At 68.3% G+C, this 24,824-nt stretch carries 25 protein-coding genes; 15 read left to right on the plus strand and 10 right to left on the minus strand.

Annotated elements, in window-relative coordinates; translation table 11 throughout:
* The first annotated feature begins 152 nt into the window (after nt 1-152).
* Nucleotides 153-581 (plus strand): lipocalin-like domain-containing protein, encoded by a 429-nt coding sequence (locus OG300_RS08135; protein ID WP_405493742.1) that lies wholly within the window; start codon nt 153-155, stop codon nt 579-581.
* Nucleotides 578-1,363 (plus strand): helix-turn-helix domain-containing protein, encoded by a 786-nt coding sequence (locus OG300_RS08140; protein ID WP_405493744.1) that lies wholly within the window; start codon nt 578-580, stop codon nt 1,361-1,363. The genes OG300_RS08135 and OG300_RS08140 overlap by 4 nt, the downstream gene beginning before the upstream one ends.
* Here OG300_RS08140 and OG300_RS08145 read toward each other — a convergent pair.
* Nucleotides 1,350-2,927, minus strand: coding sequence for an MFS transporter (locus OG300_RS08145; protein WP_405493746.1), 1,578 nt, complete (start codon nt 2,925-2,927; stop codon nt 1,350-1,352). The two genes, OG300_RS08140 and OG300_RS08145, sit on opposite strands and share 14 nt — an antisense overlap.
* A gap of 284 nt (nt 2,928-3,211) precedes the next feature.
* Here OG300_RS08145 and OG300_RS08150 point away from each other — a divergent pair, with 284 nt between their 5' ends.
* The 4 genes from OG300_RS08150 (at nt 3,212) to OG300_RS08165 (ending at nt 5,928) form a co-directional block, all read left to right on the plus strand.
* Nucleotides 3,212-3,898, plus strand: coding sequence for a DUF1361 domain-containing protein (locus OG300_RS08150; RefSeq protein ID WP_405493748.1), 687 nt, complete (start codon nt 3,212-3,214; stop codon nt 3,896-3,898).
* A gap of 97 nt (nt 3,899-3,995) precedes the next feature.
* Nucleotides 3,996-4,412: a hypothetical protein gene (locus tag OG300_RS08155; protein WP_405493750.1), complete on the plus strand. Its 417-nt coding sequence runs from the start codon at nt 3,996-3,998 to the stop codon at nt 4,410-4,412.
* 70 nt (nt 4,413-4,482) lie between these two features.
* Nucleotides 4,483-4,929, plus strand: coding sequence for a nuclear transport factor 2 family protein (locus OG300_RS08160; RefSeq protein ID WP_405493752.1), 447 nt, complete (start codon nt 4,483-4,485; stop codon nt 4,927-4,929).
* 93 nt (nt 4,930-5,022) lie between these two features.
* Nucleotides 5,023-5,928, plus strand: a complete 906-nt coding sequence (locus OG300_RS08165) for an alpha/beta hydrolase (protein ID WP_405493754.1) — start codon at nt 5,023-5,025, stop codon at nt 5,926-5,928.
* An 85-nt stretch (nt 5,929-6,013) separates the two neighbouring features.
* Here the strand turns inward: OG300_RS08165 and OG300_RS08170 are convergent, their stop codons facing one another.
* On the minus strand, nt 6,014-6,556 hold the full coding sequence (locus tag OG300_RS08170) for a hypothetical protein (protein ID WP_405493756.1): 543 nt from the start codon (nt 6,554-6,556) through the stop codon (nt 6,014-6,016).
* Between the two features lie 196 nt (nt 6,557-6,752).
* On the opposite strand from OG300_RS08170, the gene OG300_RS08175 reads away from it, so the two are divergent.
* Complete coding sequence (locus tag OG300_RS08175; RefSeq protein WP_405493758.1) at nt 6,753-7,469, plus strand: hypothetical protein; 717 nt, start codon at nt 6,753-6,755, stop codon at nt 7,467-7,469.
* Nucleotides 7,470-7,504: 35 nt separating this feature from the next.
* On the plus strand, nt 7,505-8,008 hold the full coding sequence (locus OG300_RS08180) for an HD domain-containing protein (protein WP_405493760.1): 504 nt from the start codon (nt 7,505-7,507) through the stop codon (nt 8,006-8,008).
* Nucleotides 8,009-8,092: 84 nt separating this feature from the next.
* Here OG300_RS08180 and fadD8 read toward each other — a convergent pair whose 3' ends face one another.
* The 3 genes from fadD8 to OG300_RS08195 are packed head-to-tail and all read right to left on the minus strand — an operon-like array spanning nt 8,093 to nt 11,820.
* Nucleotides 8,093-9,700 carry a fatty-acid--CoA ligase FadD8 gene (fadD8, locus tag OG300_RS08185; RefSeq protein ID WP_405493762.1) on the minus strand — a complete coding sequence of 536 codons (1,608 nt, stop codon included), beginning with the start codon at nt 9,698-9,700 and terminating at the stop codon, nt 8,093-8,095.
* Between the two features lie 34 nt (nt 9,701-9,734).
* The gene (locus tag OG300_RS08190; RefSeq protein ID WP_405493764.1) at nt 9,735-10,928 is read right to left on the minus strand and encodes a thiolase C-terminal domain-containing protein; all 1,194 of its coding nucleotides are present in this window, start codon (nt 10,926-10,928) and stop codon (nt 9,735-9,737) included.
* 43 nt (nt 10,929-10,971) lie between these two features.
* A complete protein-coding gene (locus OG300_RS08195) occupies nt 10,972-11,820 on the minus strand; it encodes an SDR family NAD(P)-dependent oxidoreductase (RefSeq protein WP_405493766.1) in 849 nt (282 codons plus the stop codon).
* Nucleotides 11,821-11,873: 53 nt separating this feature from the next.
* Between OG300_RS08195 and OG300_RS08200 the strand changes: the two genes are divergently transcribed.
* The 4 genes from OG300_RS08200 (at nt 11,874) to OG300_RS08215 (ending at nt 16,489) form a co-directional block, all read left to right on the plus strand.
* Nucleotides 11,874-12,839 (plus strand): alpha/beta fold hydrolase, encoded by a 966-nt coding sequence (locus tag OG300_RS08200; RefSeq protein ID WP_405493768.1) that lies wholly within the window; start codon nt 11,874-11,876, stop codon nt 12,837-12,839.
* 69 nt (nt 12,840-12,908) lie between these two features.
* A complete protein-coding gene (locus tag OG300_RS08205) occupies nt 12,909-13,781 on the plus strand; it encodes a helix-turn-helix domain-containing protein (protein ID WP_405493770.1) in 873 nt (290 codons plus the stop codon).
* A gap of 37 nt (nt 13,782-13,818) precedes the next feature.
* Nucleotides 13,819-14,934 (plus strand): serine hydrolase domain-containing protein, encoded by a 1,116-nt coding sequence (locus OG300_RS08210; protein WP_405493772.1) that lies wholly within the window; start codon nt 13,819-13,821, stop codon nt 14,932-14,934.
* A gap of 157 nt (nt 14,935-15,091) precedes the next feature.
* A complete protein-coding gene (locus tag OG300_RS08215; RefSeq protein WP_405493774.1) occupies nt 15,092-16,489 on the plus strand; it encodes an amidase in 1,398 nt (465 codons plus the stop codon).
* 56 nt (nt 16,490-16,545) lie between these two features.
* Here the strand turns inward: OG300_RS08215 and OG300_RS08220 are convergent, their stop codons facing one another.
* On the minus strand, nt 16,546-17,691 hold the full coding sequence (locus tag OG300_RS08220; RefSeq protein ID WP_405493776.1) for an FG-GAP repeat domain-containing protein: 1,146 nt from the start codon (nt 17,689-17,691) through the stop codon (nt 16,546-16,548).
* 171 nt (nt 17,692-17,862) lie between these two features.
* Nucleotides 17,863-19,026 carry a lactate 2-monooxygenase gene (locus OG300_RS08225; protein WP_405493778.1) on the minus strand — a complete coding sequence of 388 codons (1,164 nt, stop codon included), beginning with the start codon at nt 19,024-19,026 and terminating at the stop codon, nt 17,863-17,865.
* A 98-nt stretch (nt 19,027-19,124) separates the two neighbouring features.
* On the opposite strand from OG300_RS08225, the gene OG300_RS08230 reads away from it, so the two are divergent.
* From OG300_RS08230 to OG300_RS08240, 3 genes are all read left to right on the plus strand, one after another.
* A complete protein-coding gene (locus OG300_RS08230; protein WP_405493780.1) occupies nt 19,125-20,183 on the plus strand; it encodes an Lrp/AsnC family transcriptional regulator in 1,059 nt (352 codons plus the stop codon).
* Between the two features lie 60 nt (nt 20,184-20,243).
* Nucleotides 20,244-20,726, plus strand: a complete 483-nt coding sequence (locus OG300_RS08235) for an acyl-CoA thioesterase (protein ID WP_405493782.1) — start codon at nt 20,244-20,246, stop codon at nt 20,724-20,726.
* Between the two features lie 99 nt (nt 20,727-20,825).
* The gene (locus OG300_RS08240) at nt 20,826-21,488 is read left to right on the plus strand and encodes an HAD-IA family hydrolase (protein ID WP_405493784.1); all 663 of its coding nucleotides are present in this window, start codon (nt 20,826-20,828) and stop codon (nt 21,486-21,488) included.
* Nucleotides 21,489-21,624: 136 nt separating this feature from the next.
* On the opposite strand, the gene pgl is transcribed toward OG300_RS08240, so the two are convergent.
* The 3 genes from pgl to zwf are packed head-to-tail and all read right to left on the minus strand — an operon-like array spanning nt 21,625 to nt 24,822.
* On the minus strand, nt 21,625-22,359 hold the full coding sequence (gene pgl, locus OG300_RS08245; RefSeq protein WP_405493786.1) for a 6-phosphogluconolactonase: 735 nt from the start codon (nt 22,357-22,359) through the stop codon (nt 21,625-21,627).
* A complete protein-coding gene (gene opcA, locus OG300_RS08250) occupies nt 22,352-23,263 on the minus strand; it encodes a glucose-6-phosphate dehydrogenase assembly protein OpcA (RefSeq protein ID WP_405493788.1) in 912 nt (303 codons plus the stop codon). The genes pgl and opcA overlap by 8 nt, the downstream gene beginning before the upstream one ends.
* Complete coding sequence (zwf, locus tag OG300_RS08255) at nt 23,260-24,822, minus strand: glucose-6-phosphate dehydrogenase (protein ID WP_405493790.1); 1,563 nt, start codon at nt 24,820-24,822, stop codon at nt 23,260-23,262. The genes opcA and zwf overlap by 4 nt, the downstream gene beginning before the upstream one ends.
* Nucleotides 24,823-24,824: the final 2 nt, after the last annotated feature.

The raw sequence follows: 24,824 nt of genomic DNA on the forward strand, positions 1-24,824 counted from the left end.
TCGCCCGGGCGTCGCAACTGCGACGCCCGGGCGATTCGTCGTACACAACATGTCCTTCGTGGGGCCGGAACCGTTCCGGCCGCACCCTGATCCGCGGCCTCATCGATACTCGGTGGGGCCGTGAGCTATTGGTGGCCGACTAGCATCGGGGCATGACGGCCGGTGAATTGGTGGGGCGGTGGGAGCTGACGGGATGGACCGCGACCACTGCGTCCGGGGTGGTGACACGGCCTTTCGGGGACCAGCCGCAGGGGTGCGTGATCTATACGGCGGGCGGCTGGATGAGCGGGCAGCTCGCGGTCGGGAAGCGTCCGGAGTTGGCCACGGCGGTCGCGCTCGGCGGCACCGAAGCCGAACGGGCCGAGGCGTATTCGAGCTACGTGGCGTACTGCGGTGAATACCGGGTCGAGGGCGACACGGTCGTGCATGCGCTGCGCATGAGCCTGTTCCCGAACTGGGTGGGCACCGAGCAGCGGCGAATTGTGGAGCTGGCCGGGGACCGCCTCGTACTGCGGACACCGCCGACACCTGTGGGCGGACAGGTGCTGGTCAACAGCCTCGAATGGATCCGCGCCGAATGAGTGAGGCAGCCGCGCATCCGACCTTCGACATCCCGGACCAGCCGAGCATCGTGATCGCGCTGAACTCCGGGACGCGGTTGACCACACACGCGCATCCGCAGCATCAGCTGAGCTGGGTGCCGGACGGGGTGTTGACCGTGGAGACCGCCGACAGTCGGTGGATCGTGCAGCGCACGCGCGGGCTGTGGGTGCCCGGCGGGGTGCCGCACGCGGTGACGCCCAGTCCGGCCGGGCGGATGCTGTCGCTGTATTTCGAGCCGCCGCGCTGCCCGATCGACTGGTCGGTGCCGACCGTCGTCGACGCCACCGGGCTGACCGGTCCGCTGCTCACCTATCTGGCGGAACTCGTTGACCAGGATGATCGGCGCGCACACGCCCTGGCCGTGCTGTGGGATGTGCTGCAGCCCATGGCGGTGACCATGATCCCCACCACGCTGCCCATCGACCCCTACGCGTTGCGGGTGGCGCTGGAGATTCGCCGCGATCCCGCGCAGGACAAAGGACTGGAGGCATGGGGCAGCCTCGTCGGCGTCTCGGCCCGCACCCTGACTCGCCGATTCCGCGCCGAAACCGGCGTCAGCTTCGAAAGCTGGCGCACCTTCGAACGACTCAACAAGGCCCTGCCGCTGCTCGCCGCCAACCAGACCGTCGCCGCGGTGGCTCGCGCGGTCGGCTACGGCACAGCGAGCGCGTTCATCGCCGCGTTCAAACGCGAGATCGGCACCACTCCGGCAGCGTATTTCGGCCGGAGCGATACCGATTCGGAGCTCACGTCCGAGTAGTACGCCGCGCGTCCAACAGGAACGCACCCGCGGCCAGGACGGTCGCCACCGCCCCGATCACGGTGCCCAGCATGGTCGCGGCATTGAGGCCGTCGACGGCGGCACGGTTCGCGATCTCGGCGAGAGTCGGTGTGAGGGAAGCGAACTCGTGGGGGACCGCGCCGGTGACCTGACCGCCCGCTCCGGCTGCGGCGGCGTCGAGGAAGGCCGTCGAGTGTGCCGGATCGACCGTGTGCGCGCCGGGGATGGCGGCCAGACCGGATTCGGCGGTGGTGCGAGCGGTTCGGCTGAACAGCGCGCCGAGTCCGGCTATGCCCATGGCCATTCCGATCTGCCGCAGGGTTCCGAAAGTGGCACTGGTCATTCCGGCGTGCTCGGCGGGTGCGAAGGTCAGGGCGGCGGCCTGGGTGAGCGCGGTGATCGCGCCGAGGCCGACGCCGCCGAGGATCAGGCCGGGGATGAAATGCGTCCAGCTGCTGGTGGTTCGGACGCCGTGCAGCAGCCACATGGCCACGGTCACCGTGCCCATGGTGATCGGCAGGGCGATGGCGAGCGGCACCCGCTTGGCGAAGATCGCCGCTGTCGGGGCGGCGATCAGCGCCGCGAAGCTGATCGGCAGCAGACGCAACCCCATCTGCAGGGGAGTGAGCCCGAAACTACCGATCATGAACACCGCCAGATAGTTGGTGGCCGCGATCAGGGTGCCCATATGGGCGACGGAAACGATTGCGGTGCCGGCGAATCCGGGCTTGCGCACCATCGACAACCTCAGCAGCGGATAGCTCGCGATGGTCTGCCGGACGCCGAACGCCACCAGCAGCACCACCGAACCCGCGACCAGGCTCAGCACCGTCGCCGACGTCCAGCCCAGCGCATTGCCCCGGGTCAGCGCGAACACCCCGGACGTCAGACCGCCCACCAGCAGCAGCGATCCCAGCCAGTCGGTGCGCCCGCCCGCCGAGCGTGGCGGCTCCGGCATCCGTGCGAACGCCACCATCAGCACCACGATCCCGATCGGCACATTGATCGTGAAGATCGACCGCCACCCGAACTGCGTGACCAGCGCCCCACCCAGCACCGGCCCGGCCACGGTGGCCGCCGCCATCACCGCCCCGTAGATGCCGATCGCGGTGGCGCGCTCCTCGGCCTCGGGAAAAGTGGCCGCCAGCAACGGGATCGCGGTGGCGAACAGCATCGCCGCGCCGCCGCCCTGCACCGCGCGCAGAACGTTCAATTCCAGGACGCTGCCGGAGGTCGCCAGGACCAGCGAGGACACGGTGAACACCGCCATCCCGATCAGGAACAGTCGCTTGCGCCCGAAGCGATCCCCGAAGGTCGCGAAGGTGAGCAGCACGCCCGCCAGTGGAATCGCGTAGGCGTCCACCACCCACTGCAAGCCGTCGATGGACGAGTCGAAATCCGCGCGGATGCCCGCCAGCGCGGCCGTCACCACCGTCGTGTCGAGCATCAGCATGAACACCGCGACGCACACCAGGGTCAGCACCAACCTCGGCCGTCGCGCATCCACCTGCCTCCCGGCCTGGATCTCCATTGTCGAAGACATCATCATTCCTTCTCGTTCCGCACTGGAATGTCCTGTGCGGGAACATCTCTCGCTGGGTGTCGGGTGCTGTCGCGCGACTGCGTCCTCAACGCTAGGGATCGAGAGAGTTGACCGAAAGGACGTATCAGGACAGCTGATCGCGCATACCTGACAACTCGGTGGCTCGGCATGCGGCCCGCGAACCCGCGGCGCCACGGCACGGCCGGGTCAGCGGTTTGTGTAGATGCTGTGACGGTCGGGCCCGCACCCGTGACGGAACGCCCGCTGATCTGCATCATGAACGAATGGACTTGGTGAAGACGGTCGCGCCGAGCCTCGCGGGGGTGCTGAACCGTAACTTGCTCTGGATGCTGTGGAACAGCGTGCTGGCGTGGATCCCGGTCGCGTTGGCATTGCTGGTGTTTCGCGGGCAGCCGCACGAGGACCGGCGACTACCGGCCTCGCCGGTGTGGTGGGGCGGGGTGGCACTACTGCTGCTGTTCCTGCCGAACGCGCCCTATGTCGCCACCGATCTGGTGCATCTGCGCTACGACATTCGCGCCGCGGGCGACGGACCGGTGGTGACCACGATCCTGCCGGTCTACGGGGCGTTCATCATCTCCGGATTCGTCGCCTACTACCTGGTGCTCTCGGAGTTGGGCCGATTTCTGGAATCGCGCGGGCTGGGGGCCTGGCGTGTTCCGGTCACCCTCACCACCCATCTGCTGTGCGCGATAGGCGTTTTCCTGGGGCGCTGGGTGCGCCTCAACAGCTGGGAGCCGGTGGTACAGCCGCGCGACGCCTTCGAGCGCCTGATGCTCGGGCTCACCTGGGAGTGGGCGCCGCTGCTGATCGCGGCCATGTTCATCGCAACGGCGCTGGGCCACTTCGTGACCCGGGCGGTCGCCGAGGCCACCATGGCCAGCGCCCGCCGCACGGTCCAGGCCGTGCGCGACTTCCGGCTGACCCCGGGCAGCACCGGCGGCGCCTGACAGACCTGTCGGTATTTTGCTGCGAGCCTGAAGATTTCGCGTCCCAACTGGATAACCGGGCGATCATTCCGGACGCCTGCGAGGCACTGTGGAAAAGGTGTCACATTCATCGGATTCCGATTCCCTGTCGATGATGCTGGAGTCGTTTCGGGACCGGGTGCGGACGGGCCGCGAGCTCTCGCCCGCGCAGACGCTGACGGTGGTCGAACTGGCGATCGCCATGGTCGCCGTCCGCGACGCCGCCGTCCGCCGCGCGGCCGCCTCCGACGGCTACGTGTCGGCGCTGGAACAGCAGACCTCGGCCCTGAAAAGGCAAGTCGCCGCACTGAAACGGCAGTCGTCGGCGCTGCGCGACCTGGTCGACGCGGTCAAGCATTCCGCCCGCACGGAACGCCATATGGTGCTGGCCTACCTGCGCGCCTACGCACCCCACATTCCCGAACTCGACGAACTCATGACCACCCTCGAGGAGTTCGAGATCGACGACATCGAAGCCCGCGAATCCACCGCCTGACAGTTCGGCGACCAGTTGCGGTCGAGGAACAGCGGTCTCGTGCCGGTGAGGTTGGTTAGTGTCGATTCTCATGAGCTCAGCTAGTGATACGACCGCCGTGACGAACCTGATCGCCAAGTACGCGGAGTTGGTCGACGCGGGGGATTTCGCCGGAGTCGGCGCACTTTTCGCGGACGGGGCATTCGGCGCGAGCGGTGGCTCGGTGAAAGGCGGTGCGGCCGTCGAGCAGCTGCTGCGGGGGATGGTGATCACCTACGAGGACGGGACGCCGCGCACCCATCACGTGACCACGAATATCGCGGTCGAGTTCGAGGGCGCGGAGACGGCCTTGGCGCGCTCGTATTTCACGGTGTTCCAGGCGGTTTCGGAGCTGCCCCTGCAGCCCATCGTGGCCGGACGGTACCGCGATCGCTTCGAGCGGGTCGACGGGCAATGGCGCTTCGCCGAGCGTGATGTCCACATGCAGCTGATCGGCGATATGAGTCGGCACCTGCGCGTGCCGCCGTCGGCACCGTAGGGCGACTTTGCCCTGGCTGAGCGGTTCTGTCGGACCCGCGTGTTAAACCCTGTCCGGAAGTCTCGACAGTGGTGGCCGACGTATGGAGGGTCTATGAGCAGGGAACAGCGAGCCGCGATCGACGCCGCGCTGCGGCAGCCGCAACCCGACGGCGTCCCCTCGGTGGCGCAGATGCGGGCGGGGTTCGAGGCGTTCATGGCCGGGATGCGGGTACCGGACGGAATTCGCACGCGCGATTGCGAACTCGGCGGTCGCCCGGCGGTCATCGTCGAACCGACCGGGACCCCGCGCGCCGGGCGCATCCTCTACTTCCACGGCGGCAGCTTCATGATGGGTTCGCCCACCACGGCCATGTCGCTGACGGCGAATCTGGTTGCCCGCACCGGTGTTCCGGCGATCTCCCTGGACTACCGCCTCGCCCCCGAGCACCCGTTCCCGGCCGGGCTCGACGACACCCTGGCCGCCTACCGCGCCCTGCTCGACAGCGGCGAGTCGCCGTCGTCGATCGTCCTGGCGGGCGATTCGGCGGGCGGCGGCCTGTCGGTGTCCACCTGCCTGGCCGCCCGCGACGCCGGTCTACCGCTGCCCGCGGCGATCGTGGCCTTCTCACCGGGCCTGGACATGACCCGCACTGGTGAGAGCGTGACCACCAAGCGAGAAGCCGACCCGCTGTTCAACATCGACACCATGCATCGCACCGGTGCCATGTACCTGGCGGGACAGGACCCGAACCAGCCGCTGATCAGTCCTGCGGTCTGCGCCGACCTCAAAGGCTTTCCGCCGATGCTGATCCAGGTCGGCACCAACGAGATGCTGATGGACGATTCGACCCGCCTGGCCGTGCGCGCCCGGGAGGCCGGAGTGGACATCATCCTCGACGTCACCGCCGATGTGCCGCATGTCTTTCAGGCCTTCGCCGGGGTGCTGGACGAGGCGGATCAGGCCTTGGATCGGGCAGCGTTGTTCCTGAGCCAGCACCTACCGGCAGCGGCGCGCTGAATTCGCCCGGGCGGCCGCGCAAGCGGACGCCGGCATGTGAATGTTGTTGCGTGTCACCGGTACTCCCGCGTCGGCGGACCCTCGACTACCACTTCACCATCGGTAGCGGGGACAGCGGGTGGGTGCGGACGCGGTGGGTGGCGAGGTGCGCGAGCAGTCGGCGGAATCCGGTATTGGGGTAGCGGTCGACCACGGCCCGGTAATCGCTTCTGCTGATACCGAATCGGAGCTGGCCCGCGCTGAAGTCCACCAGGTCGCCACGGCGGAACAGTTCGACCTCCGGGCGCGGATCGCGCGAGCGGCGGATCTTGTGGTGGTCGTCGATCATGCTGTCCACCAAGGGAATCAGCGTCTCGTGGCCGTGGTCGGTGAGCCACTGGCGGGCCAGGGCCTCGGACGGGTCGAGGTAGTCGAAGGTTCCGGCGGTCCAGATGCCGAGGTCGTGGCAGACCGCGGCGGTCAGGAACTCTTCGCGGGTGCTCGGCGCGGGTGTCCCGGGCGGGGCGAGGAGGTCGCAGAACGAGAGCACGCGCAGCACATGATTGGTGTAGACGACCCGATCGGGGCCGAGGTCTACCGCCCAGGCGGCCAGACGTCGCTCCACGATCTGATGGGGTGTCTCCGGCACGGCATCACCTCCGAATCGTCTGTGATCACTGATCACAAACGCATCGTCGTTCACGTTCGGCGAGGCTGTCAAGCCTCGCGGGCCGGTAGCCACGCCGACCTCGCGCCGGGAAACCTGGGGTCCGCTGCGCTAGGTTGAGCCTCGAACAGGCAGCCCGTGCCGACCGGGTACGGCTGCGATAGAACAGGATTCGAGCATGTCCCAACCGGGCGTCCCCCCGTCCCAGTATCCGGGCTGGGTACCTCAGCAGGCCGCACCGCAGTATCCCGGGCAGCAGTATCCCGGGCAGCAGGCCGCGCCGCAGTACCCGGTGCAGCAGCCGGTGCAGCAGCAGCCCACGCCCCCGGCGCGCCCGTCGGCCTGGTGGATCGGCGCCGGAATCCTGGTCATCATCGCCGGTGTCATCAGCGCGATCGTGGTCGGCATCAGCGGATTCACCGATATGTCCGACACCGTCGACGGCTTCCAGCGCGTCGCGGTCCCCGGCTCCGGCGACGTGCAGCTCACCGCGAACCACGACTACACCGTCTACCTCGAATACTCCGGCGCCACCGACTCCGATGTGCCCGGCCAGGTACGCGGCCGCCTCACCGACCCCAGCGGGCAGGTGGTCGATTGGCAGCCCTACAGCTCATCGGTGACCTATCAGTTCGGCCACCGGGAAGGGCGCGCCGAGTTCAGCTTCCACGCCACCCAGTCCGGCGCCTATCACCTGGAGTCCGAGGGCGGCCCCGACGTCACGGTCGCGATCGGCGGCGGCCTGGGCTCCTCGATCGCGGGCACCATCCTGACCGCCTTCGTCATCGTCGGGCTCTCGTTGCTGCTGGGCGTCCTGGCGATCGTCGTGGTGCTGGTGCTGCGCAGCAGATCTCGCCGCGCCCCCGCACCGGCCGTCGCGCCCCGAGCGTACTGACCACACCGGCGTACCGGCTCCGGTAAATTTCGATCATGGAGTTCGGTGGGGACGAGGATGCCGCTCGTCGATTTGCTGAAGCGGCGCACGGGAATCAGAAGTACGGCGACGGGCCCTACTCCGATCATCTGAGCGCGGTGCGGGCCGTCCTGGGTGACTTCGGATTCGGCGGCGAGTTCGGGGTCGCCGCCTGGCTGCACGACGTCCTCGAGGACACCGCCGTCAGCAGAGCCGAACTCGAATCCACCTTCGGCGCGGGCGTCACCGAACTCGTCTGGGCGGTAACCGGTGTCGGCGACACCCGCGAGGAGCGCAACGCCGACATCTACCGCAAGATCGCCGCGCACCCGGCGGCGGTGGTGGTCAAACTGGCCGATCGGATCGCCAACGTGGAAGCCAGCGCGGGCACCCGCTACCTGGCGATGTACCAGCGGGAGTACCCCGAGTTCCGTTCCCGCCTCGGCACTTTCCTGGCCGACGACCCCTCGATCTCCCGCATGTGGTCCCGCCTGGACCGGGCCATCGGCAACCCCACCTGAACGGAGTCACCACAAGATCAAGGAGCTCTCTCCGCGCGGATCGGACAGATTCTCGCGGTGAGAGCTCCTTGATCTTGATAGAGATCAGGCCAGGCCGAGACGGTCCTGAGCCAGGACGCGAATGGCCTTCTTGTCGGGCTTGCCGAGACCGGTGAGGGGGAGTTCCTCGATGATCAGCACGTGCTTGGGGACCTGTACGGAACCCTTGCGCTGCTTGACCGCCGCCTGGATCTCGACGGTGACCACCTCGATGGCGGCCGGATCGGCGGCGGTGGCCGCGTCCACGACCAGCACCGCGGTGACGGCCTCACCCCAGTGCGCGTCCGGCACGCCGACCACGGCGACCGAGAGCACCTTCGGGTGTTCGGAGACAACGTCTTCCACCTCGCGCGGGAACACGTTGAACCCGCCGGTGACCACCATGTCCTTGGAGCGCCCGACGATGAACAGGAAGCCGTCCTCGTCCTGGCGGGCCAGGTCGCCGGTGCGCAGCCAGCCGTTCTTGAAGGTGTCGGCGGTGACCTCGGGCAGGTTCAGGTAGCCGGCGGCGAGAAGTGGCCCGGAGACACAGATTTCGCCGACCTCGCCCTGCGGCACCACGTTGTCCTCGGGGTCGAGCAGCGCGACCCGGACCGCGGTGGAGGGACGCCCGCAGGAGGTGAGCCGCTCCTTGTCGTGCTCATCCTTGGCCAGGTAGCTGATCGCCATCGGGGCCTCGGACTGCCCGAAGTACTGCGCGAAGATCGGGCCGAAGCGATCGATGGCCTCCTGCAACCGATTCGGGTCGATCGCGGACGCGCCGTAGTACACGGTCTCGAGCGACGACAGGTCGCGGGTCTTGGAGTCCGGGTGATCGAGCAGCGCGTACAGCATGGACGGCACCAGCATGGTGGCGCTGATCTTGTGTTCCTCGATGGCGCGCAACACTTCTCCGGCCTCGAAGCGCGGCAGCACCACACACTGGCCGCCCTGCAGCACCACCGGCAGGAAGAACGCCGCGCCCGCGTGCGAGAGCGGGGTGCAGATCAGGAACTTCGGGTACTTGGGCCATTCCCATTCCGAGAGCTGGATCTGGGTCATGGTGTTCATGGCCTGCGCGGTGCCGATGACGCCCTTGGGTTTACCGGTGGTGCCACCGGTGTAGCTGATGGAGATGACGTCGTCGGGCAGCAGCTCCACGGCCTCGACCGGGCCGGGCTCGTATTTGTCGGCGGCGGCCAGCAGGTCGATGCCGACATCGGCGAGCTCGTCGGGCACCGGGCCCAGCACGAGGATGCGGTTGAGGCCCTCGACCCGGTCGACGAGTTCCCGCGCGCGCTGCACGAAGGCGGGTACCGGATCCAGGATCAGCGTCGAAATGCCCGCGTCGGCAAGCACATACGCGTGATCGTCGAGGCCGCCGATCGGGTGCAGCGCGGTGCGCCGCGAGCCGACGATCTGCCCGGCCGCGATGGTGAACAGCACCTCGGGCCGGTTGAGCGCCAGCACACCCACCGGGGTGCCGGTGCCCACGCCGTGTTCGGCGAAGGCGGAGATGTAGCGGCTGACACCGGCGAGCACCTCACCGCCGGTGAGGATGTGGTCGCCCAGGGTCAGCACGGGCCGGTTCTTGTGCCGCTTGAGTCCGGCCACCAGCGCGTGGCCGTTGTGCACGGGCAGTCGCAGCAGGGTGTCGGGATCGATTGTCGTCATGGCGTTTCCAACTCCGTCCGGGTCGTTCCGGTGATCATGCCGTGTGCGCGGCATAGAGGGTGACGACCACGGCGCCACCCAAGCCCAGGTTGTGTGCCAGCGCGGTGCGCGCGCCCGGCACCTGGCGCTCGCCCGCGAGTCCGCGCAGCTGCCAGCTCAATTCGGTGCACTGGGCCAGGCCGGTCGCGCCGAGCGGGTGCCCCTTGGAGATGAGACCGCCCGACGGGTTGACCACCCAGGTGCCGCCGTAGGTCGTCGCACCGGATTCCACCAGCGCACCGGATTCGCCCTCGCCGCACAGGCCCAGCGCCTCGTAGGTGATGAGCTCGTTGATCGAGAAGCAGTCGTGCAGCTCGATCACGTCGACGTCGGCGACGCCGATTCCCGCGGTGGCGAACACCTTCGAGGCGGCCGCGCGGGTCATGGGCGCGCCCACCACGTCGATCATCGACCCGGTCGAGAACGCATTGCCGTCGTCGGTGGCCAGCTCCTGGGCGAGGATCTCGATGGCCTGCGCCTCGAGGCCGTGCGCCTTCACGTACTCCTCGCTGACCACGACCGCGGCGGCCGCGCCATCCGACATCGGCGAGCACTGCGAGCGGGTCAGCGGGCCGTGCACCGGCTTGTCACCGAGCACCTGCTCGAGGGTGTACGCATCCTGGAACTGCGCCAACGGGTTTCGCGTCGAATGCTCGTGGTTCTTGACCGCGACGGCCGCGAGCTGCTCGGGCGTGGTGCCGTAGCGCTTCATGTGCTCGATGGCGGCGTTGCCGAAGAACTGGGTGGTGATGGGCGCGGCGGAGAACTCGAACAGTTCCCGGTTGACCTTCAGGTGCGAGTCGACCGTGGTGACCTTGGGCTTGGTGGCCGGACCGGCCATGGCCTCCTTGGTCATCTGCTCGAAGCCGACCGCCAGCGCGATATCGCTGATGCCGCTGGCCACCCATTCGCGCGCCAGCATCAGCGCGGTGGATCCGGTGGCGCAGTTGTTGTTCACGTTGACGATCGGGATTCCGGTGAGCCCGACCTCGTAGAGGGCGCGCTGCCCGGCGGCCGACGGCTGGAAGACGTAGCCGACCGCGGCGCGCTGCACCTGGTCGTAGGTGACGCCCGCGTCGCTCAGCGCACCGCGCACGGCCTCACCGACCATCTCCGGGTAGGTCCACTCGCGGGAACCGATCTTCACGAACGGCGTCATGTTCACGCCGACGACGAAAACGCGTCGCATTGGTCTTTGTACTCCTCTTGTGCTGGAACGTGTGTCGAGTTGTTCAGTCGGCGCGCGGGACGCGGCCGTCGATATCGGTGAAGCCGTACGCCTCGGCGAGGTCGGCGACCTTCCAGGCTTTTCCGGTGCGCGCCAGGCGATCCGGGTCGGTCGCCAGCGCCACCACCGCGCGGCCGGGGAAGCGCGGCGTCTCGGCGGCGTCCAGGTCGTAGGTGCCCTCACCGGGCAGGGTGACCAGGCGGCGGCCGTCGGCGTCGGCCGGAACCATTTGCAGCAGTTCGGTGTTCACGATGCCCGGCCAGATGGAGACCGCGGTGACGCCGGTGCCGTCGAAGTCGTGGGCCATATCGGCGGTGAGCCGGTCGACGGCCGCCTTGCCGACGCCGTAGACCGCGTTGTGCATCTGGCGCACCGCGCCCGGCGAGGTCACGCTCACGATCAGGCCGCGCGACTCCAGCAGCAGGGGTGCGGCGAAAACGCTTGCCACATAGTGGGATCGGACGCCGATGTCGAAGCCGGCGTCCCACGCCTTGGGTGGCACCTCCCAGAACTTGCGGCCGATCCAGCGGGCCGAGGCCGGCGAGTTGTAGACATTGTTGACCAGCACGTCGAGGCGGCCCTGCTCGGCGCGGATCTGCGCGAACAGTTTCTCCACCGCCTCGTCGTCGCGGTGATCGCAGACCACCGGCACCCCGACCCCGCCGAGTTCGTCGATCTCGGCGGCGGTGGCCGATACCGTGCCGGGCAGGTTTCCGGGCGTGACGGTGCGCCCGGTGACGTACACGGTCGCCCCGGCCGCGCCCAGCTCCAGGGCGATGCCCTTGCCGATGCCACGGCTGGCGCCGGTCACCACGGCGACCGTTCCGGCGAGAATCTTGGGTATTTCGCTCACGACCTCTGGACATTACCTTGAAATAGGAACGTGTTCTAGAAATTGGAGTCGTAGTGGAACTGACGCATCGGACGATCGACACCGGAAGCATCCGCATGCACGTCGCGGAGCAAGGAGAAGGGTTCCCGGTCGTCTTCTGCCACGGGTTCCCGCACACCTGGTACATGTGGCACCACCAGCTCGCGGCGGTCGCGGCGGCCGGATATCACGCCATTGCTCCTGACCTGCGTGGATACGGTCGAACGGATGCCCCCGCGGACATCGAGGCGTACACCAACGAGGCCGTCGTCGGCGACCTGCTGGCCCTGCTCGACGACATCGGCGCGGAGAAAGCGGTCTTCGTCGGACTCGACTTCGGCGCGCAACTGGTCTGGGAACTGTCGCTGCGCGCCCCCGAACGGGTGGCCGCCGTCGCGGTCCTGAACAACCCGTTCGCCCCCCGGCCGCCGCGCGCGCCCTCGGAATTCTGGACCCGGGCCTCGCAGAAGCACTTCCTGCACCTGTCCTACTTCCAGGAGCCCGGTGTCGCCGACGCCGAACTCGCCGCCGACCCGCGCAGTTTCCTGGCGCGCGTCTACTACTCGCTCTCCGGCGAATACCACTACCTCGACACCTGGAAGAACCCGCCGGGTCTCGGCTACCTCGACGTGCTGCCGCAGGCTCCCGCGCTGCCCTGGCCGTGGCTCTCGCAGGACGAATTCGAGGTGCTGGTGGCCGATTTCGAGCGCACCGGGTTCACCGGCGGGCTCAACTGGTACCGCAACCTGGACCGCAACTGGGAACTCACCGCCGCCTACGCCGGCGCCAAGGTCGAGGTGCCCGCCTTCTTCCTCTACGGCGAAAAGGACCCGGACATGGAGGGATTCAGCGGTCGCGACCCGCTGGCCACGCTGCGAGCCAACCTCACCGACCTGCGGGAGGTGGTGGAGATCCCGGCCGCCGGGCACCTGGTGCAGCTCGAACGGCCCGACGCGGTCAACACCTTCCTCACCGGTGCGCTGAAGAGCCTCGGGCTGTAGCCGAAATCCGAACGGGTGTGCCTCGCCGAGCGGTGGGGCACACCCGCGACGATTGCGTAGCCTGGACCGGTGGGAGCTGTGCAACCCGCACGGGAGTCCGGCCGGGTATGGGATTTCGCGGGCTCGGCCGAGGCCGGACCGGCGGGTGCGGCCATGATCGGGTATCGCCAGGTGGATGGGCCCGGGCTGGATCTGCGGGTCGCCGGGACGGCGGCGGTCACGGTGCTGATCGCGTTCGGTGACGGCTCGATGACCGTCGATGATGCCGACGGGCCGCATGCGCTCGGCGGCTTCGTGGCGGGACTTCCCCTGGAGGCCATGCGGATTCGTCATGACCGGCCCGAGTGCGTCGAAGTGCGGATGTCGCCGCTGCGGGCGTACGCGCTACTCGGTGTCCCGGCAAGCGAATTCGGGCGCGGCGTCGTCGATCTGGACGATCTGTGGGGACACCGCGCCGAGCGACTGCGCGAGCAGCTGGCGGCCGCGGGTACCTGGGGCGAGCGGTTCGACCTGACGAGATCATTTCTGGCACAGGCTGATAGGCCGATGCGGGCTCCGGATCCGGAGGTGATCGCCGGGTGGGATCGGATCGTTGCCTCGCGCGGGCAGGTCAGGATCGGTGCGCTCGCCACCTCCGTGGGCTGGAGCAACAAGCGGCTGTGGGCGCGCTTCGAGTCGCAGATCGGGTTGACGCCCAAGCGGGCCGCGATGCTGGTGCGCTTCCGCTCCGCGATCGACGGTCTGGTGGCGGGCCGTCCGGCCGTCGAGGTCGCGGTGGATTGCGGATACACCGATCAGGCGCACCTGAGCCGGGACGTGTCGATCTTCACCGATCGGCCGCCGGGCGCGCTGATGGCGCACTACCTGCCCGATATCGCCCGGCAACGGCACGGCGCGTGGGGAAAATTCTTCCAAGACCATGGGGGATCGGTCGGTCGATAGTGGTGTCTGCCAGCACCTATCGACCGAAGGACAGACCGTGACCGGCAGACTCGACCCCATTGCACTGCAAGCCGCCCTCGATGCCGTACACGAGGCGGGCGTGCCCGGAATCTTCGCCGAATTACGTGACGGGCGCGACACCTTCTCCGTCGCCGCCGGAGTCGCGGACACCGAGACCGGCCGCCCGGTCGCCCCCGATATGCGCCACCGCGTCGGCAGCATCACCAAGGCGTTCACCGCCGCCGCGGTTCTGCGCCAATTCGATGCCGACGAAATCGATCTCGACACCCCGATCGGCCACTACCTGCCCCGCCTGGTCCCCGACGAACGGGGGCAGGCCATCACCGTGCGCATGCTGCTCAACCACACCAGCGGCCTGGCCGACTACCTCCCGCACGCCTACCCGTCGCTGGCGGCGTGGCCGTTGGTCGCCGACACCACCCCGGACAGCCTGGCGGACAACAGATTCACCCACTTCCCCCGGCTCGAACTCATCGCGCTGGGCGTCGCCGCCCCCGCCACCGGAGCCCCGGGCAGCACACCGGGCATCTACTCGAACACCAATTATCTGCTGCTGTGCGAACTTCTGGAGGCGGTCACGGGGGAGTCGGCGGAAAAGGTCATCACCCGCGAGGTCATCGAACGGGCCGGACTCACCGACACCGAACTTCCCACCGGAACCCGTATCGAGGGTCCGCACTCCCGGCACTACGAATCCTGGCTCGGCATGTTCGAGCCGCCCCGCGACTTCAGCGTCTACGACATGTCTTTCGTCGGCCCCGCCGCCTCCCTGATCTCCACTGTCGCCGACCTGAACCGCTACTTCGCCCTGCTGCTGTCCGGCGAGATCATCAGCTGCGCCGCGCTGACCCAGATGCAGCAGACCAACCCGGTCATCGCCTTCGACGGCAAGACCATCCACTACGGCCTCGGCCTGCACCGGGTCGAACTGCCCGGCACCGGCGTCCACTGGGGCCACGACGGATCGGTGTGGGGTGGCGGCGCGATCTCGCTGACCTCCGCCGACGGCCACCGCCAACTGTCCCTGGCCGTCAACCTGCAACGCTGGAATCGTCTCGACGCGGCCGGAATACCGCAGCCGCATCCCATCGACGCGGCGCTGGCGAGCCTCGTGCGCACCGCGCTCGCGTGAATCGATCGGGCCGTCGCGATAGCGCAATCGGAAGGAGATGAACCCGTGCCGACCGCCCGGCGTATTCCGACGTAGCCGCAATGCGAACTGAACGCTCGTCAAGTTCGGGTCGGGCGGGCAGAATTCGAAGTTCACCGGTTTCGAGGAGGCAGATTTCATGTCGACGCGAGTTCACGCGTTCACCGACGATGCGCTCGGCGAGCATGACGCCGTCGGGCTGGCGGCGCTGATCAAGCGCGGCGAGGTGAGTGCGGCCGAGGCCGCCGCGGCCGCGCACGCTCGGGCGGAAGCCGTGAATCCGCTGCTCAACGGGATTGTCGTAGAGCCGGATTCGCCGCGCGTCGGCACCGACCGGGAGGCACTGCTGTTCGGGGTCCCCACCTATGTGAAGGACAACACCGATCTGCGCGGGCTGCCCACCCAGCACGGGAGCGCGGCGTTCACCGCGCGCCCGGCCAAGGCGGACGGGCCGTTCGCCAAGCAGTTCCTGAGCACCGGGGTGACGGTGCTCGGAAAGAGCACGCTGCCGGAGTTCGGGTTGAACGCCTCTACCGAGTTCGCGAACGCGGAACCGACCCGCAATCCGTGGAACACCGAATTCTCCTCCGGCGCATCCTCGGGCGGATCGGCGGCGCTGGTGGCGGCCGGCGTGGTGCCCATCGCGCACGGCAATGACGGTGGCGGCTCGATCCGCATTCCCGCGGCGTGCTGCGGCCTGGTCGGGCTCAAGCCCACCCGGGGTCGGCATGTCGACGGGCCGCAGGCGCGTTCGATGCCGATCAATCTGGTCTCCGAGGGCGTGCTGACCCGCAGCGTGCGCGATACCGCCACGTATTTCGCTGCCGCCGAACGGTTCTGGCGCAATCCGGCGCTGCCGCCGGTCGGGCTGGTGGAGGGGCCGTCGCAGCGGCGACTACGCATCGGGGTGCTGGCCGAGCCCATCACCGGGGCGGCGCTGGACCCGCAAGTGCGGGCGTCGCTCGACGAGACCATCAAACTGCTGGAGCGGCAGGGACACGAGGTGCGGCCGGTGGCGTACCCCGTCACACCGGGCTTCGCGGGTGATTTCGCGACCTACTGGGCGATGCTGGCGTTCCTGCTCGGCCTGTCGGGGAAGATCGGCATCGACTGGTCGTTCAGCGCCGATCGCATGGACCCCTTCACCCGGGGGCTGGCGGGCCGCTACCTGGGTTCGGCGTGGCGCACACCCGCTGTGCTGTACCGGCTTTCGCAGGCGCGGCACGGTTACGCGAAGATGTTCAACGACGTCGAGGTGGTGCTGTCGCCGGTGCTGGCCTCGGCCCCGACCCGGCTCGGCTATCTGAGCCCGAACGTGCCGTTCGACGAGGTCTTCGACCGGCTGCTCGCGTATGTCACCTACACGCCGATCGCGAATGTCGTAGGCGCACCGGCCATCTCACTGCCGCTGGGTGCCACGTCGGAGGATCTGCCGATCGGGGTGCAGTTCTCCGCCGCGCACGGCGACGAGCGCACCCTGCTCGAACTGGCCTTCGCGCTGGAGGTCGACCACCCGTTCCGGCGCATCCAGGACTGAACCCGAAGCGGGCACCGAGGCGAATTCACCTGCCCCGGTGCCCGATTCGGTGAATATCAGGAAATGTTCTTCAGGAAGCTGACCGCGTTGGAGCTGCCGGCGACCACGATGTCGAGCTTGCCGTCCTTGTTGTAGTCGGCGAGCACCGGCGTCTGCGGCTGCGAGGTGACCGGATACTCGCCGGTCTTGGTGATGGTGCCGTCACCGTTGCCGGTGAACACCACGATCGTCGAACTCACCACCGCCGACATGGCGGCGTCCATCTTGCCGTCGTGGTTGAAGTCGCCGACCGCGATGCTGGTCGGGCCGAGCCCCGACAGGTTGACCCGGTTGGTCTTCTTGAATCCGCCCTGCCCGTCGGAGATCAGCACCGTGGTGCTGAAGGAGAACGAATCCGCCGTCACCACATCGTCGATGCCGTCCCCGTCGAAGTCGGCCGCGCGCACATCCTCGGTGATCAGGCCGCTGGTGCTGGCTCCCTTGTGGGTGAAGCTGCCGTCGCCGTTGCCGAAGAACACCTCAACCTGCTGCGCCACATCGTTGTTGATCGCGAGATCCACACCCCCGCCCGCATGGAACTTTCCGGTGGTGAAGGTGCCGGGCGTGCCGCCGAACAGCGTGACCGGGCCCGCCTTCAGGGTGCCGTCGCCCTTGCCGATCCAGGTCTGCACCCCGGTCGGGATCAGGCTCAGCACATCGGCTTTCCCGTCCCCGTTGACGTCGGCGACGAGCACCTCCTGCTGTGCGCCCTCGACGGTCAGGTACTTCTGCCCGGCCGTGAAGGTGCCGTCGCCCTTGCCGAGGAAGACCGCGATCTGGGTCCAGGACTGGGCGATGATGTCCGGCTTGCCGTCGCCGTTGAGGTCGCCGACCGCGACCGCGCCGTACCCGATGCCCGGGCTGCCGACCCGGGTGCCGGGATTGAAGGTGCCATCGCCCTTGCCGGTCATGAGGATCGGGCCGGAGCCCTGGAAGTCGGCGGCCACGATGTCGGGATTCCCGTCGCCGTTGAAGTCCGCGCTCACCGTGCCGATCGGCGCGGGACCCGGCCCCCACGAGGGGAAGGAGCCGCCGGAGGGCGAATCGATCTTGGCGGCGAAAGTGATCGTCCCGGCTGCCCACGCGGTGGTGGGCAGCACGAGCACGAGGGCCGAGACCGCGGCGACCGCGATCAGTAACGGTCGGAAAATGCGTGCTTGCATAGGTATTCCTGAGTCAGGTGTGACACCACCGTGCGGTGGTGGGCACGGACTCTAGGACACCGTGTAACAGTAACTATTGCCGTTCAACGCAATTCGGCCGATTGCCCGATCATCGCGAGGATCGTGGTGCACTGTGCCGAAACAGCAGCCGCACCGCGTCTCGGATTCCGGTTATCCGGCCACGGGGCGAAGCGCTTCGGGCGTAAGGTCTTTCAGCGTCTTGTAGCCGTCGACCGCCATGATCAGATCTGCCTCGGCCAGCAGGGTGCGCAGCACGTGCACGACACCGTCCACACCGCCCAGTGCGAGACCGTGCGCGTAGGGGCGGCCGATGCCGACGGCGGTCGCACCCAGCGCCAGGGCCTTCACGATGTCCGCGCCGGTGCGCACGCCGGAGTCGAACAGCACCGGCAGCCCGTCGGCCGCGGCCACCACGTCGGGCAGCATGTCCAGGGCCGGGAGCCCGCCATTGGCTTGGCGGCCACCGTGATTGGAGCAGTAGATGCCGTCCACACCCAGATCCTTGGCCCGGCGCGCGTCGTCGGGGTGACCGATGCCCTTCACGATCAGCGGCAGGTTTGTCAGCGACCGCAGCCACGGCAGATCGTCCCAGGTGAGCGGATTGCCGAACAGCTGCACCCAGCGCAGGATCGCCGACTGCGGATCCTGCTCCGGCGACTGCGCCAGACCCGCCCGGAACACCGGGTCGCTGAAGTAGTTGGCCAGGCAGTGCCCGCGCAGCTGCGGGAAGTTGCCGGAGGCCAGATCGCGCGGACGCCAGCCGGTCACCCAGGTGTCGAGGGTGACGACGATGCCCTTGAAGCCCGCCTTCTCCGCGCGCTCGACCAGGCTGGCGGCCAGATCGCGGTCGGTGGGGGTGTAGAGCTGGAAAAAGCCCGGGGTGTCACCGAATTCGGCCGCGACATCCTCGAGCGGGTCGACGGTGAGGGTGGAGGCGACCATCGGGACGCCCGTGCGGGCGGCGGCCTTCGCGGTGGCGATATCGCCGTGCCCGTCCTGCGAGCACAACCCGATCACACCGATGGGGGCCATGAAAACCGGTGCGGGCAGCGTCATTCCGAACAGCTCCACCGACAGGTCACGTTCCTTCGCGCCCACGAACATGCGGGGGATCAGTCCCCAGCGCTCGAAAGCGGTGACATTGGCGCGCTGGGTGCGCTCGTCGCCCGCACCACCGGCGACATACGACCACACCGACGGCGGCATCGCCGCCTGGGCGCGCGCCTCCAGTTCGGCGGCACTCACCGGCAGCGTGGGCACCACCCCGCGCAGGCCGTTGAAATAGATCTCGAACTGGTAATCACCGAATGCCACGAGGTGCCTCTCCGTCTTCATCGCCGACCGCCCAATTGTGCAAGACTGGGGTGTGAGCGAGGCCGAATCGCAGGATGTGATCAGGGGGTGTCGCCGTCGTGCAGGATGATGTCAGGCTGCTGAGCGAAGACGACCTGGCCCTGATCCACGCGCTGCAGCTGCGGCCGCGTGCCTCCTGGACCGATCTGGGTCAGGTACTCGGTGTGGATCCGGTGACGGTGGCCCGCCGCTGGCAGCGGCTGCGCGAGCGCGGGGAAGCCTGGGTGTCGGTGTCCCCGGGCCCGGCGGTCTACGAGATCGTGTGCGCCGCATACGTCGATATCGACTGTGCCGCAGGCGAAACCGCGACCGTGGTGCGCGCCCTGGCCGCGCATCCGCACATGCTCACCCTGGAACGCGCGGGCGGCAGCAACCGGATCCTGGCCACCGTCGGCACCGGCGGGTTCGAGCAGATGTCGCGCTACACCCTCGACGTGCTCCCGGCACTGCCGCACATCACCGCGATCCGCACCCGCATCGTCACGCACTGGTTCACCGAGGGTGGCAGCTGGCGCATCGACGCCCTCGCCCCCGGTCAGCGCGACCAGTTGCGCACGCCGCCCGCGCATCCGGCCACCGAATCCGGCCGCCGCCCGATCACCGCGCTGGATCGTGCTCTGATCGCGCAACTTTCGCACGACGGCCGCGCCGCGCACAGTGTCCTGGCCGCAGCCCTGGATACCAGCGTCTCCACCGTGAAACGTCGTCTGGACGAAATGACCCGCCTCGGAATGCTCAGCTTCCGTTGCGATTTCGCCCGCCCACTCGGCGGCTGGCCCGTCGCCGTCACCTACTGCGCGACCGCCCCCACCGCCGCCCTCCCCGAAATCGGCCACAGCTTGATCCGCCTCCCGCAGACCCGCAATTGCGCCGCCGTCAGCGGCAGCCACAACCTGGTCTTGCAGGCGGGGCTGCATTCGGTCGCGGAGGTGGCCCGTTTCGAGAATCGAATAGCGACACTGCACCCCGAACTCACCATCACCGACCGCGCCATCACCCTGCGCCACGAGAAACTCCTGGGCCGCGTCCTCGACCATCATGGCCGCTCGCGGGCCGTGGTCCCGCCCGATATCTGGCAGGAAACCGTTCCCGTGCGCAATTCCGTGGCACCGAGGTAATCTACCCGTGGCTGTACCGCTCGACTTCCCTTTTCCGAAGCGACAAGGACGGTACGTGCGATGATTTTTCACACCCGGCGCTGGATCAAGCCGCAGGATCTGAACCCCAACGGCTCATTGTTCGGCGGCACCCTGCTGGCCTGGCTCGACGAAGAAGCCGCCATTTACGCCTCCGGCCAATTGAACAATTCGCGGCTGGTCACCAAATTCATCTCCGAAATCAACTTCATCAACCCGGTCCGGCTCGGTGACGTCATCGAACTCGGCGTCATGGTTCGCGAATTCGGCCGCACCTCCATCACATTGGGCTGCGAGGTCCGCGACAAGGCCACCGGCCAGCCCATCCTCACCATCGACAAGATCGTGTTCGTGAACCTCGACGCCGCAGGGTCGGCCGCCCCGCACGGTCGTCAGGAGGTCACCGAGACCCGCATGGTGTACCGGCAGCCGCCCATCGATTCCGCGCCCCCACCCGTCAGCGCCCCGCTGGCTCGCCCACCGATCGCCCGCCCGCGCGTGGCCCCGGTCGGCGGTGGAGCCTGACCCCCCGTCCAGTTGCCGTGCGCCGCGGACCGTCCCGCGGTGCGGCGGTGCGGGAGCTAACCGGTGGCACTCCTCGGCGACAGTGGTTATAACCAATACATGACGGTAATCGACACGCTCACTGCCAGAGGTTTGCTGCTCGATATGGACGGCACCCTGGTGAACTCCGACGCCGTGGTGGAACGGCTCTGGCAGCAGTGGGCCGACCGGCACGGATTGCCCATCGACGAGGTGCTCGCGGTGGCGCACGGCCGACAGGGCTGGTCCACCATGGCCGAACTGCTGCCGGACCGGCCCGCCGAAATCAACCACGCCGAGAACGCCACCCTGCTCGCCGAAGAGGTCGAGGCCACCGACGGCGTCGTCGCCATCCCCGGCGCACCGGCCTTCCTCGCTGCTGTCGCGAACCTCCCGCACGCCCTGGTGACCTCAGCCAGCCAAGCCCTCGCCCGCAACCGCATGACCGCCGCGGGCCTTCCGATCCCGGCCCTCCGCATCACCTCCGAAGAGGTCATCCTCAGCAAGCCGGACCCCGAGGGCTTCCTCAAGGCCGCCGCCGAACTCGGCCTCCCACCACAGGATTGCGTGGTCTTCGAGGATTCGGCCGCGGGCATCGCCGCCGGAAAAGCCGCAGGCATGCGTGTCATCGGCGTGGGTCCCCGTGCCGCCGTACACAACCCGACCGCCCACGTCGAGGACCTCACCCGCATCGCCGTCGAACCCTTGGGCCCCAACGGATTCGCCATCCACGTCACCGCCTGACCGTCCGGCGTGCACGATTCCGTCCCCTTTGTCTGAGTTGATCGACGGCAAGGTGGCGAACGCTGGCTTGCGGGCGGCGGGCGTGACATGACGAAGCTCCCGGTCGAGTTGGCCGGGGGCTTCGGTGCAGGGCGAGTCAGGCGGGGAGATCCGCGGCGGCGGATTCGTCCAGGAGCCAGGTGGTGGACTCGGAGCCGATCGCGCCCGCGGCCGGAATGTCCAGTGGGGACGCGCCGTTCACCGCGGCGGCGACGGCGGCTGCCTTCGCCTCGCCGGAGACGATCAGGGTCACGTGCCGGGCCTTGCGAATCGCGGGCAGGGTCAGCGTGATTCGCACCGCGGGGGGCTTGGGCGAATTCGTTTCCGCGACAACGAGTTCGTGCTCCTCGCGGGTGGCGTCGGTGTGGGGGAACAGCGAATTGATGTGGCCCTCACCGCCCATGCCGAGCAGGTGGATGTCGAACGCGCCGTGTTCGGCCAGGTGCGCGTGCACGGTGGCCGCGTACTCGCCCGCTGCCTCCAGGGGGTCCGGGTAGTCGCCGCTGGAGGTTTCGGTGGGGTGCACGCGGGCCGGGTCGACCGGGACATGGTCGAGGAGGGCTTCGCGGGCCTGCAGTTCGTTGCGGTCCGGATCGCCGGTGGGGACGAAACGTTCGTCGCCCCAGAACACGTCGAGCTTGGACCAGTCGATTTCGCCCGGAGCCCGGCGTACCAGTTCCAGCAGGGCGATGCCGGTGCCGCCGCCGGTCAGCACGACCGAGGCGGAACCCCGCAGGCGCTGCGCCTCCACCACCTGGGCGACGAAGCGGGCGGCCGCGGCGGCCACCAGTTCGTCGGTGGTGGCGAAGGTTTCGATGGCGGGCTTACTCATAGGTCACCTTCTCGAGTCCGGCCAGCGCCTCCGAGTAGACCTCGTCCGCGTCGAGGTGCCGCAGCTCCTCGGCCAGGCAGTCCCTGGTCTCGCGGCGGGCCAGCGCGAAGCGCTGATCCGGTTCGCCGGTGCGGGTGAGGGTGGCGGTGCGACCGTGCTGCGGGCGCGCGATCGAGATCGACACCGACGACGGCCGGTGCATCTCCACCTTCAGCTCGCCGGTGCGGCGCACCACGGGGCAGTCCAGCCGCGCGGCCAGCCAACCGGCCAGCATGTCCAGCGCGGGCTCCTCCTTCAAACCCGAAACCGTCACCGATTCAATGGGTTCGAACGGGGCCTCGTCCAGCGCCGCCGCCAGCAGGGCCCGCCAGTAGGTGACACGGCTCCATGCCAGATCGGTGTCGCCGGGCGCGTAGGCGTGCCGACGGCCCTTGATCGTGGTCTGCGGATCCGAGGCGAAAGTGGCGTCGGTGATGCGGCGGGTCGCCAGGCGGCCCACCGAATCCTTGGACGGGAACTCCGGAGCCCCGCGCGGCCACCACGCCACCACCGGGGTGTCGGGCAGCAGGAACGGGATCACCACGCTGGACTCGTGCGGCACCAGATCGCCTTGCAGCCGAAGCACTATCACCTCGGCCGCCCCGGCGTCACCGCCGACGCGGATCTGCGCGTCCAGGCGGGTCGGAGCCATCCGGTCGCCGCGTGCCAGCACGATCACCCGGCAGGGGTGCTCGCGGCTGGCGTCGTTGGCGGCGTCGATGGCGTCCTCGGCCTCGGAGCTGTCGAGAGTGCACACCACCAGGGTGAGCACCCGCCCCATGGTCACCACGCCATTGGATTCCCGCAGCTGCACAAGACGTTTCGACACCTCGCGGGTGTCGGTGTCGGGCATGTCGATGATCACGGTCGCCGCCATTCCCGCCCGCTGCGCGCGAGCATCTCGTCGGCCGACTCCGGGCCCCAGCCGCCGGCCTCGTACGGGTCGGGCTTACCGGTCTCGGCCCAGTGCTCGAGCGCGGGATCGAGGATGCGCCAAGACAATTCGACCTCCTCGTTGACCGGGAACAGCGACGGCACACCCAGCAGCACATCCAGGATGAGCCGCTCGTAGGCCTCGGGGGAGTCCTCGGTGAAGGCCTCGCCGTAGCTGAAGTCCATGTTCACGTCCCGGACCTCCATGGAGGAACCCGGCACCTTGGACCCGAAGCGCATGGTGATGCCCTCGTCCGGCTGCACCCGCACCACCAGCGCGTTCTGCCCCAGCTCCTCGGTCATGGTCTGATCGAAGGGCAGATGCGGTGCGCGCTTGAACACGACGGCGATCTCGGTGACGCGGCGGCCCAGGCGTTTTCCGGTGCGCAGATAGAACGGCACCCCGGCCCAGCGCCGCGTCTCCACCGCGAGGGTGATGGCGGCGTAGGTCTCGGTGTTGGAGTTCGGGTCGAAACCCTCCTCCTGCAACAGGCCCACCACCGGCTCGGATCCCTGCCAGCCCGCGGTGTATTGCCCGCGCGCGGTGGTCTCGTCCAGCGGCGCGACCAGCTTGGTCGCCGAGAGCACCTTGATCTTCTCGTTCTGCAGCTGCTTGGGCTGGAAGCTCACCGGCTCTTCCATGGCCGTCAGCGCCAGCAGCTGCAGCAGGTGGTTCTGGATGACGTCGCGGGCGGCGCCGATCCCGTCGTAATAGCCTGCGCGACCGCCCAATCCGATGTCCTCGGCCATGGTGATCTGCACGTGATCGACATAGTTGGCGTTCCAGATCGGATCCCACAGCTGGTTGGCGAAGCGCAGCGCCAGCATGTTCTGGACCGTCTCCTTACCCAGGTAGTGGTCGATGCGGAACACCGAACGCTCCGGGAACACGGTGTTCACCAGGGCATTGAGATCCTGTGCGCTCTTCAGATCGTGGCCGAAGGGCTTCTCGATCACCACCTTGCGCCACGGCTTGACCTGCCCCGCAGGCGAATCCGCGGGTTCGGCCAGATCGTTCTTCGACAGCTGCTCGAGCACGATCGGGAAGTCACCGGGTGGAATCGACAGGTAGAAGGCGACATTGCCGCCGGTCCCGCGATCGCGATCCAGATCCTTGAGCGTGGAGGCCAGGTTGTGGAAGGCTGCGTCGTCCTCGAAAGTGCCGTGGACGAAACGCAATCCCTCCTTGAGCTGCTGCCACACCTCGTCGCGGAACGGGGTGCGCGAGGAGGCCGTGACCGAATCGTGGACCAGCTTCGCGAAGTCCTCGTCGGTCCAGTCCCGGCGCGCGAATCCGACCAGCGAGAAGCCCGGGGGCAGCAGCCCCCGGTTCGCGAGGTCATAGATGGCCGGCAGCACCTTGTGCCGCGACAGGTCACCGGTAACGCCGAAAATAACCATGCTGCACGGCCCGGCGATACGGGGAACCCGGCTGTCGCGATCATCGCGCAGCGGGTTCTCGTTCGCGGCCGGTGTTGTCGCGGCGGCCACTG

The organism is Nocardia sp. NBC_00511 (assembly GCF_045161165.1).
Taxonomy (GTDB): domain Bacteria; phylum Actinomycetota; class Actinomycetes; order Mycobacteriales; family Mycobacteriaceae; genus Nocardia.

Coding starts and splice junctions, on each gene's coding strand:
- OG300_RS08135 (WP_405493742.1), top strand. CDS start 153: ATGACGGCCGGTGAATTGGTGGGGCGGTGGGAGCTGACGGGATGGACC.
- OG300_RS08140 (WP_405493744.1), top strand. CDS start 578: ATGAGTGAGGCAGCCGCGCATCCGACCTTCGACATCCCGGACCAGCCG.
- OG300_RS08145 (WP_405493746.1), bottom strand. CDS start 2,927: ATGTCTTCGACAATGGAGATCCAGGCCGGGAGGCAGGTGGATGCGCGA.
- OG300_RS08150 (WP_405493748.1), top strand. CDS start 3,212: ATGGACTTGGTGAAGACGGTCGCGCCGAGCCTCGCGGGGGTGCTGAAC.
- OG300_RS08160 (WP_405493752.1), top strand. CDS start 4,483: ATGAGCTCAGCTAGTGATACGACCGCCGTGACGAACCTGATCGCCAAG.
- OG300_RS08165 (WP_405493754.1), top strand. CDS start 5,023: ATGAGCAGGGAACAGCGAGCCGCGATCGACGCCGCGCTGCGGCAGCCG.
- OG300_RS08175 (WP_405493758.1), top strand. CDS start 6,753: ATGTCCCAACCGGGCGTCCCCCCGTCCCAGTATCCGGGCTGGGTACCT.
- OG300_RS08180 (WP_405493760.1), top strand. CDS start 7,505: ATGGAGTTCGGTGGGGACGAGGATGCCGCTCGTCGATTTGCTGAAGCG.
- fadD8 (WP_405493762.1), bottom strand. CDS start 9,700: ATGACGACAATCGATCCCGACACCCTGCTGCGACTGCCCGTGCACAAC.
- OG300_RS08190 (WP_405493764.1), bottom strand. CDS start 10,928: ATGCGACGCGTTTTCGTCGTCGGCGTGAACATGACGCCGTTCGTGAAG.
- OG300_RS08215 (WP_405493774.1), top strand. CDS start 15,092: ATGTCGACGCGAGTTCACGCGTTCACCGACGATGCGCTCGGCGAGCAT.
- OG300_RS08220 (WP_405493776.1), bottom strand. CDS start 17,691: ATGCAAGCACGCATTTTCCGACCGTTACTGATCGCGGTCGCCGCGGTC.
- OG300_RS08235 (WP_405493782.1), top strand. CDS start 20,244: ATGATTTTTCACACCCGGCGCTGGATCAAGCCGCAGGATCTGAACCCC.
- OG300_RS08240 (WP_405493784.1), top strand. CDS start 20,826: ATGACGGTAATCGACACGCTCACTGCCAGAGGTTTGCTGCTCGATATG.
- pgl (WP_405493786.1), bottom strand. CDS start 22,359: ATGAGTAAGCCCGCCATCGAAACCTTCGCCACCACCGACGAACTGGTG.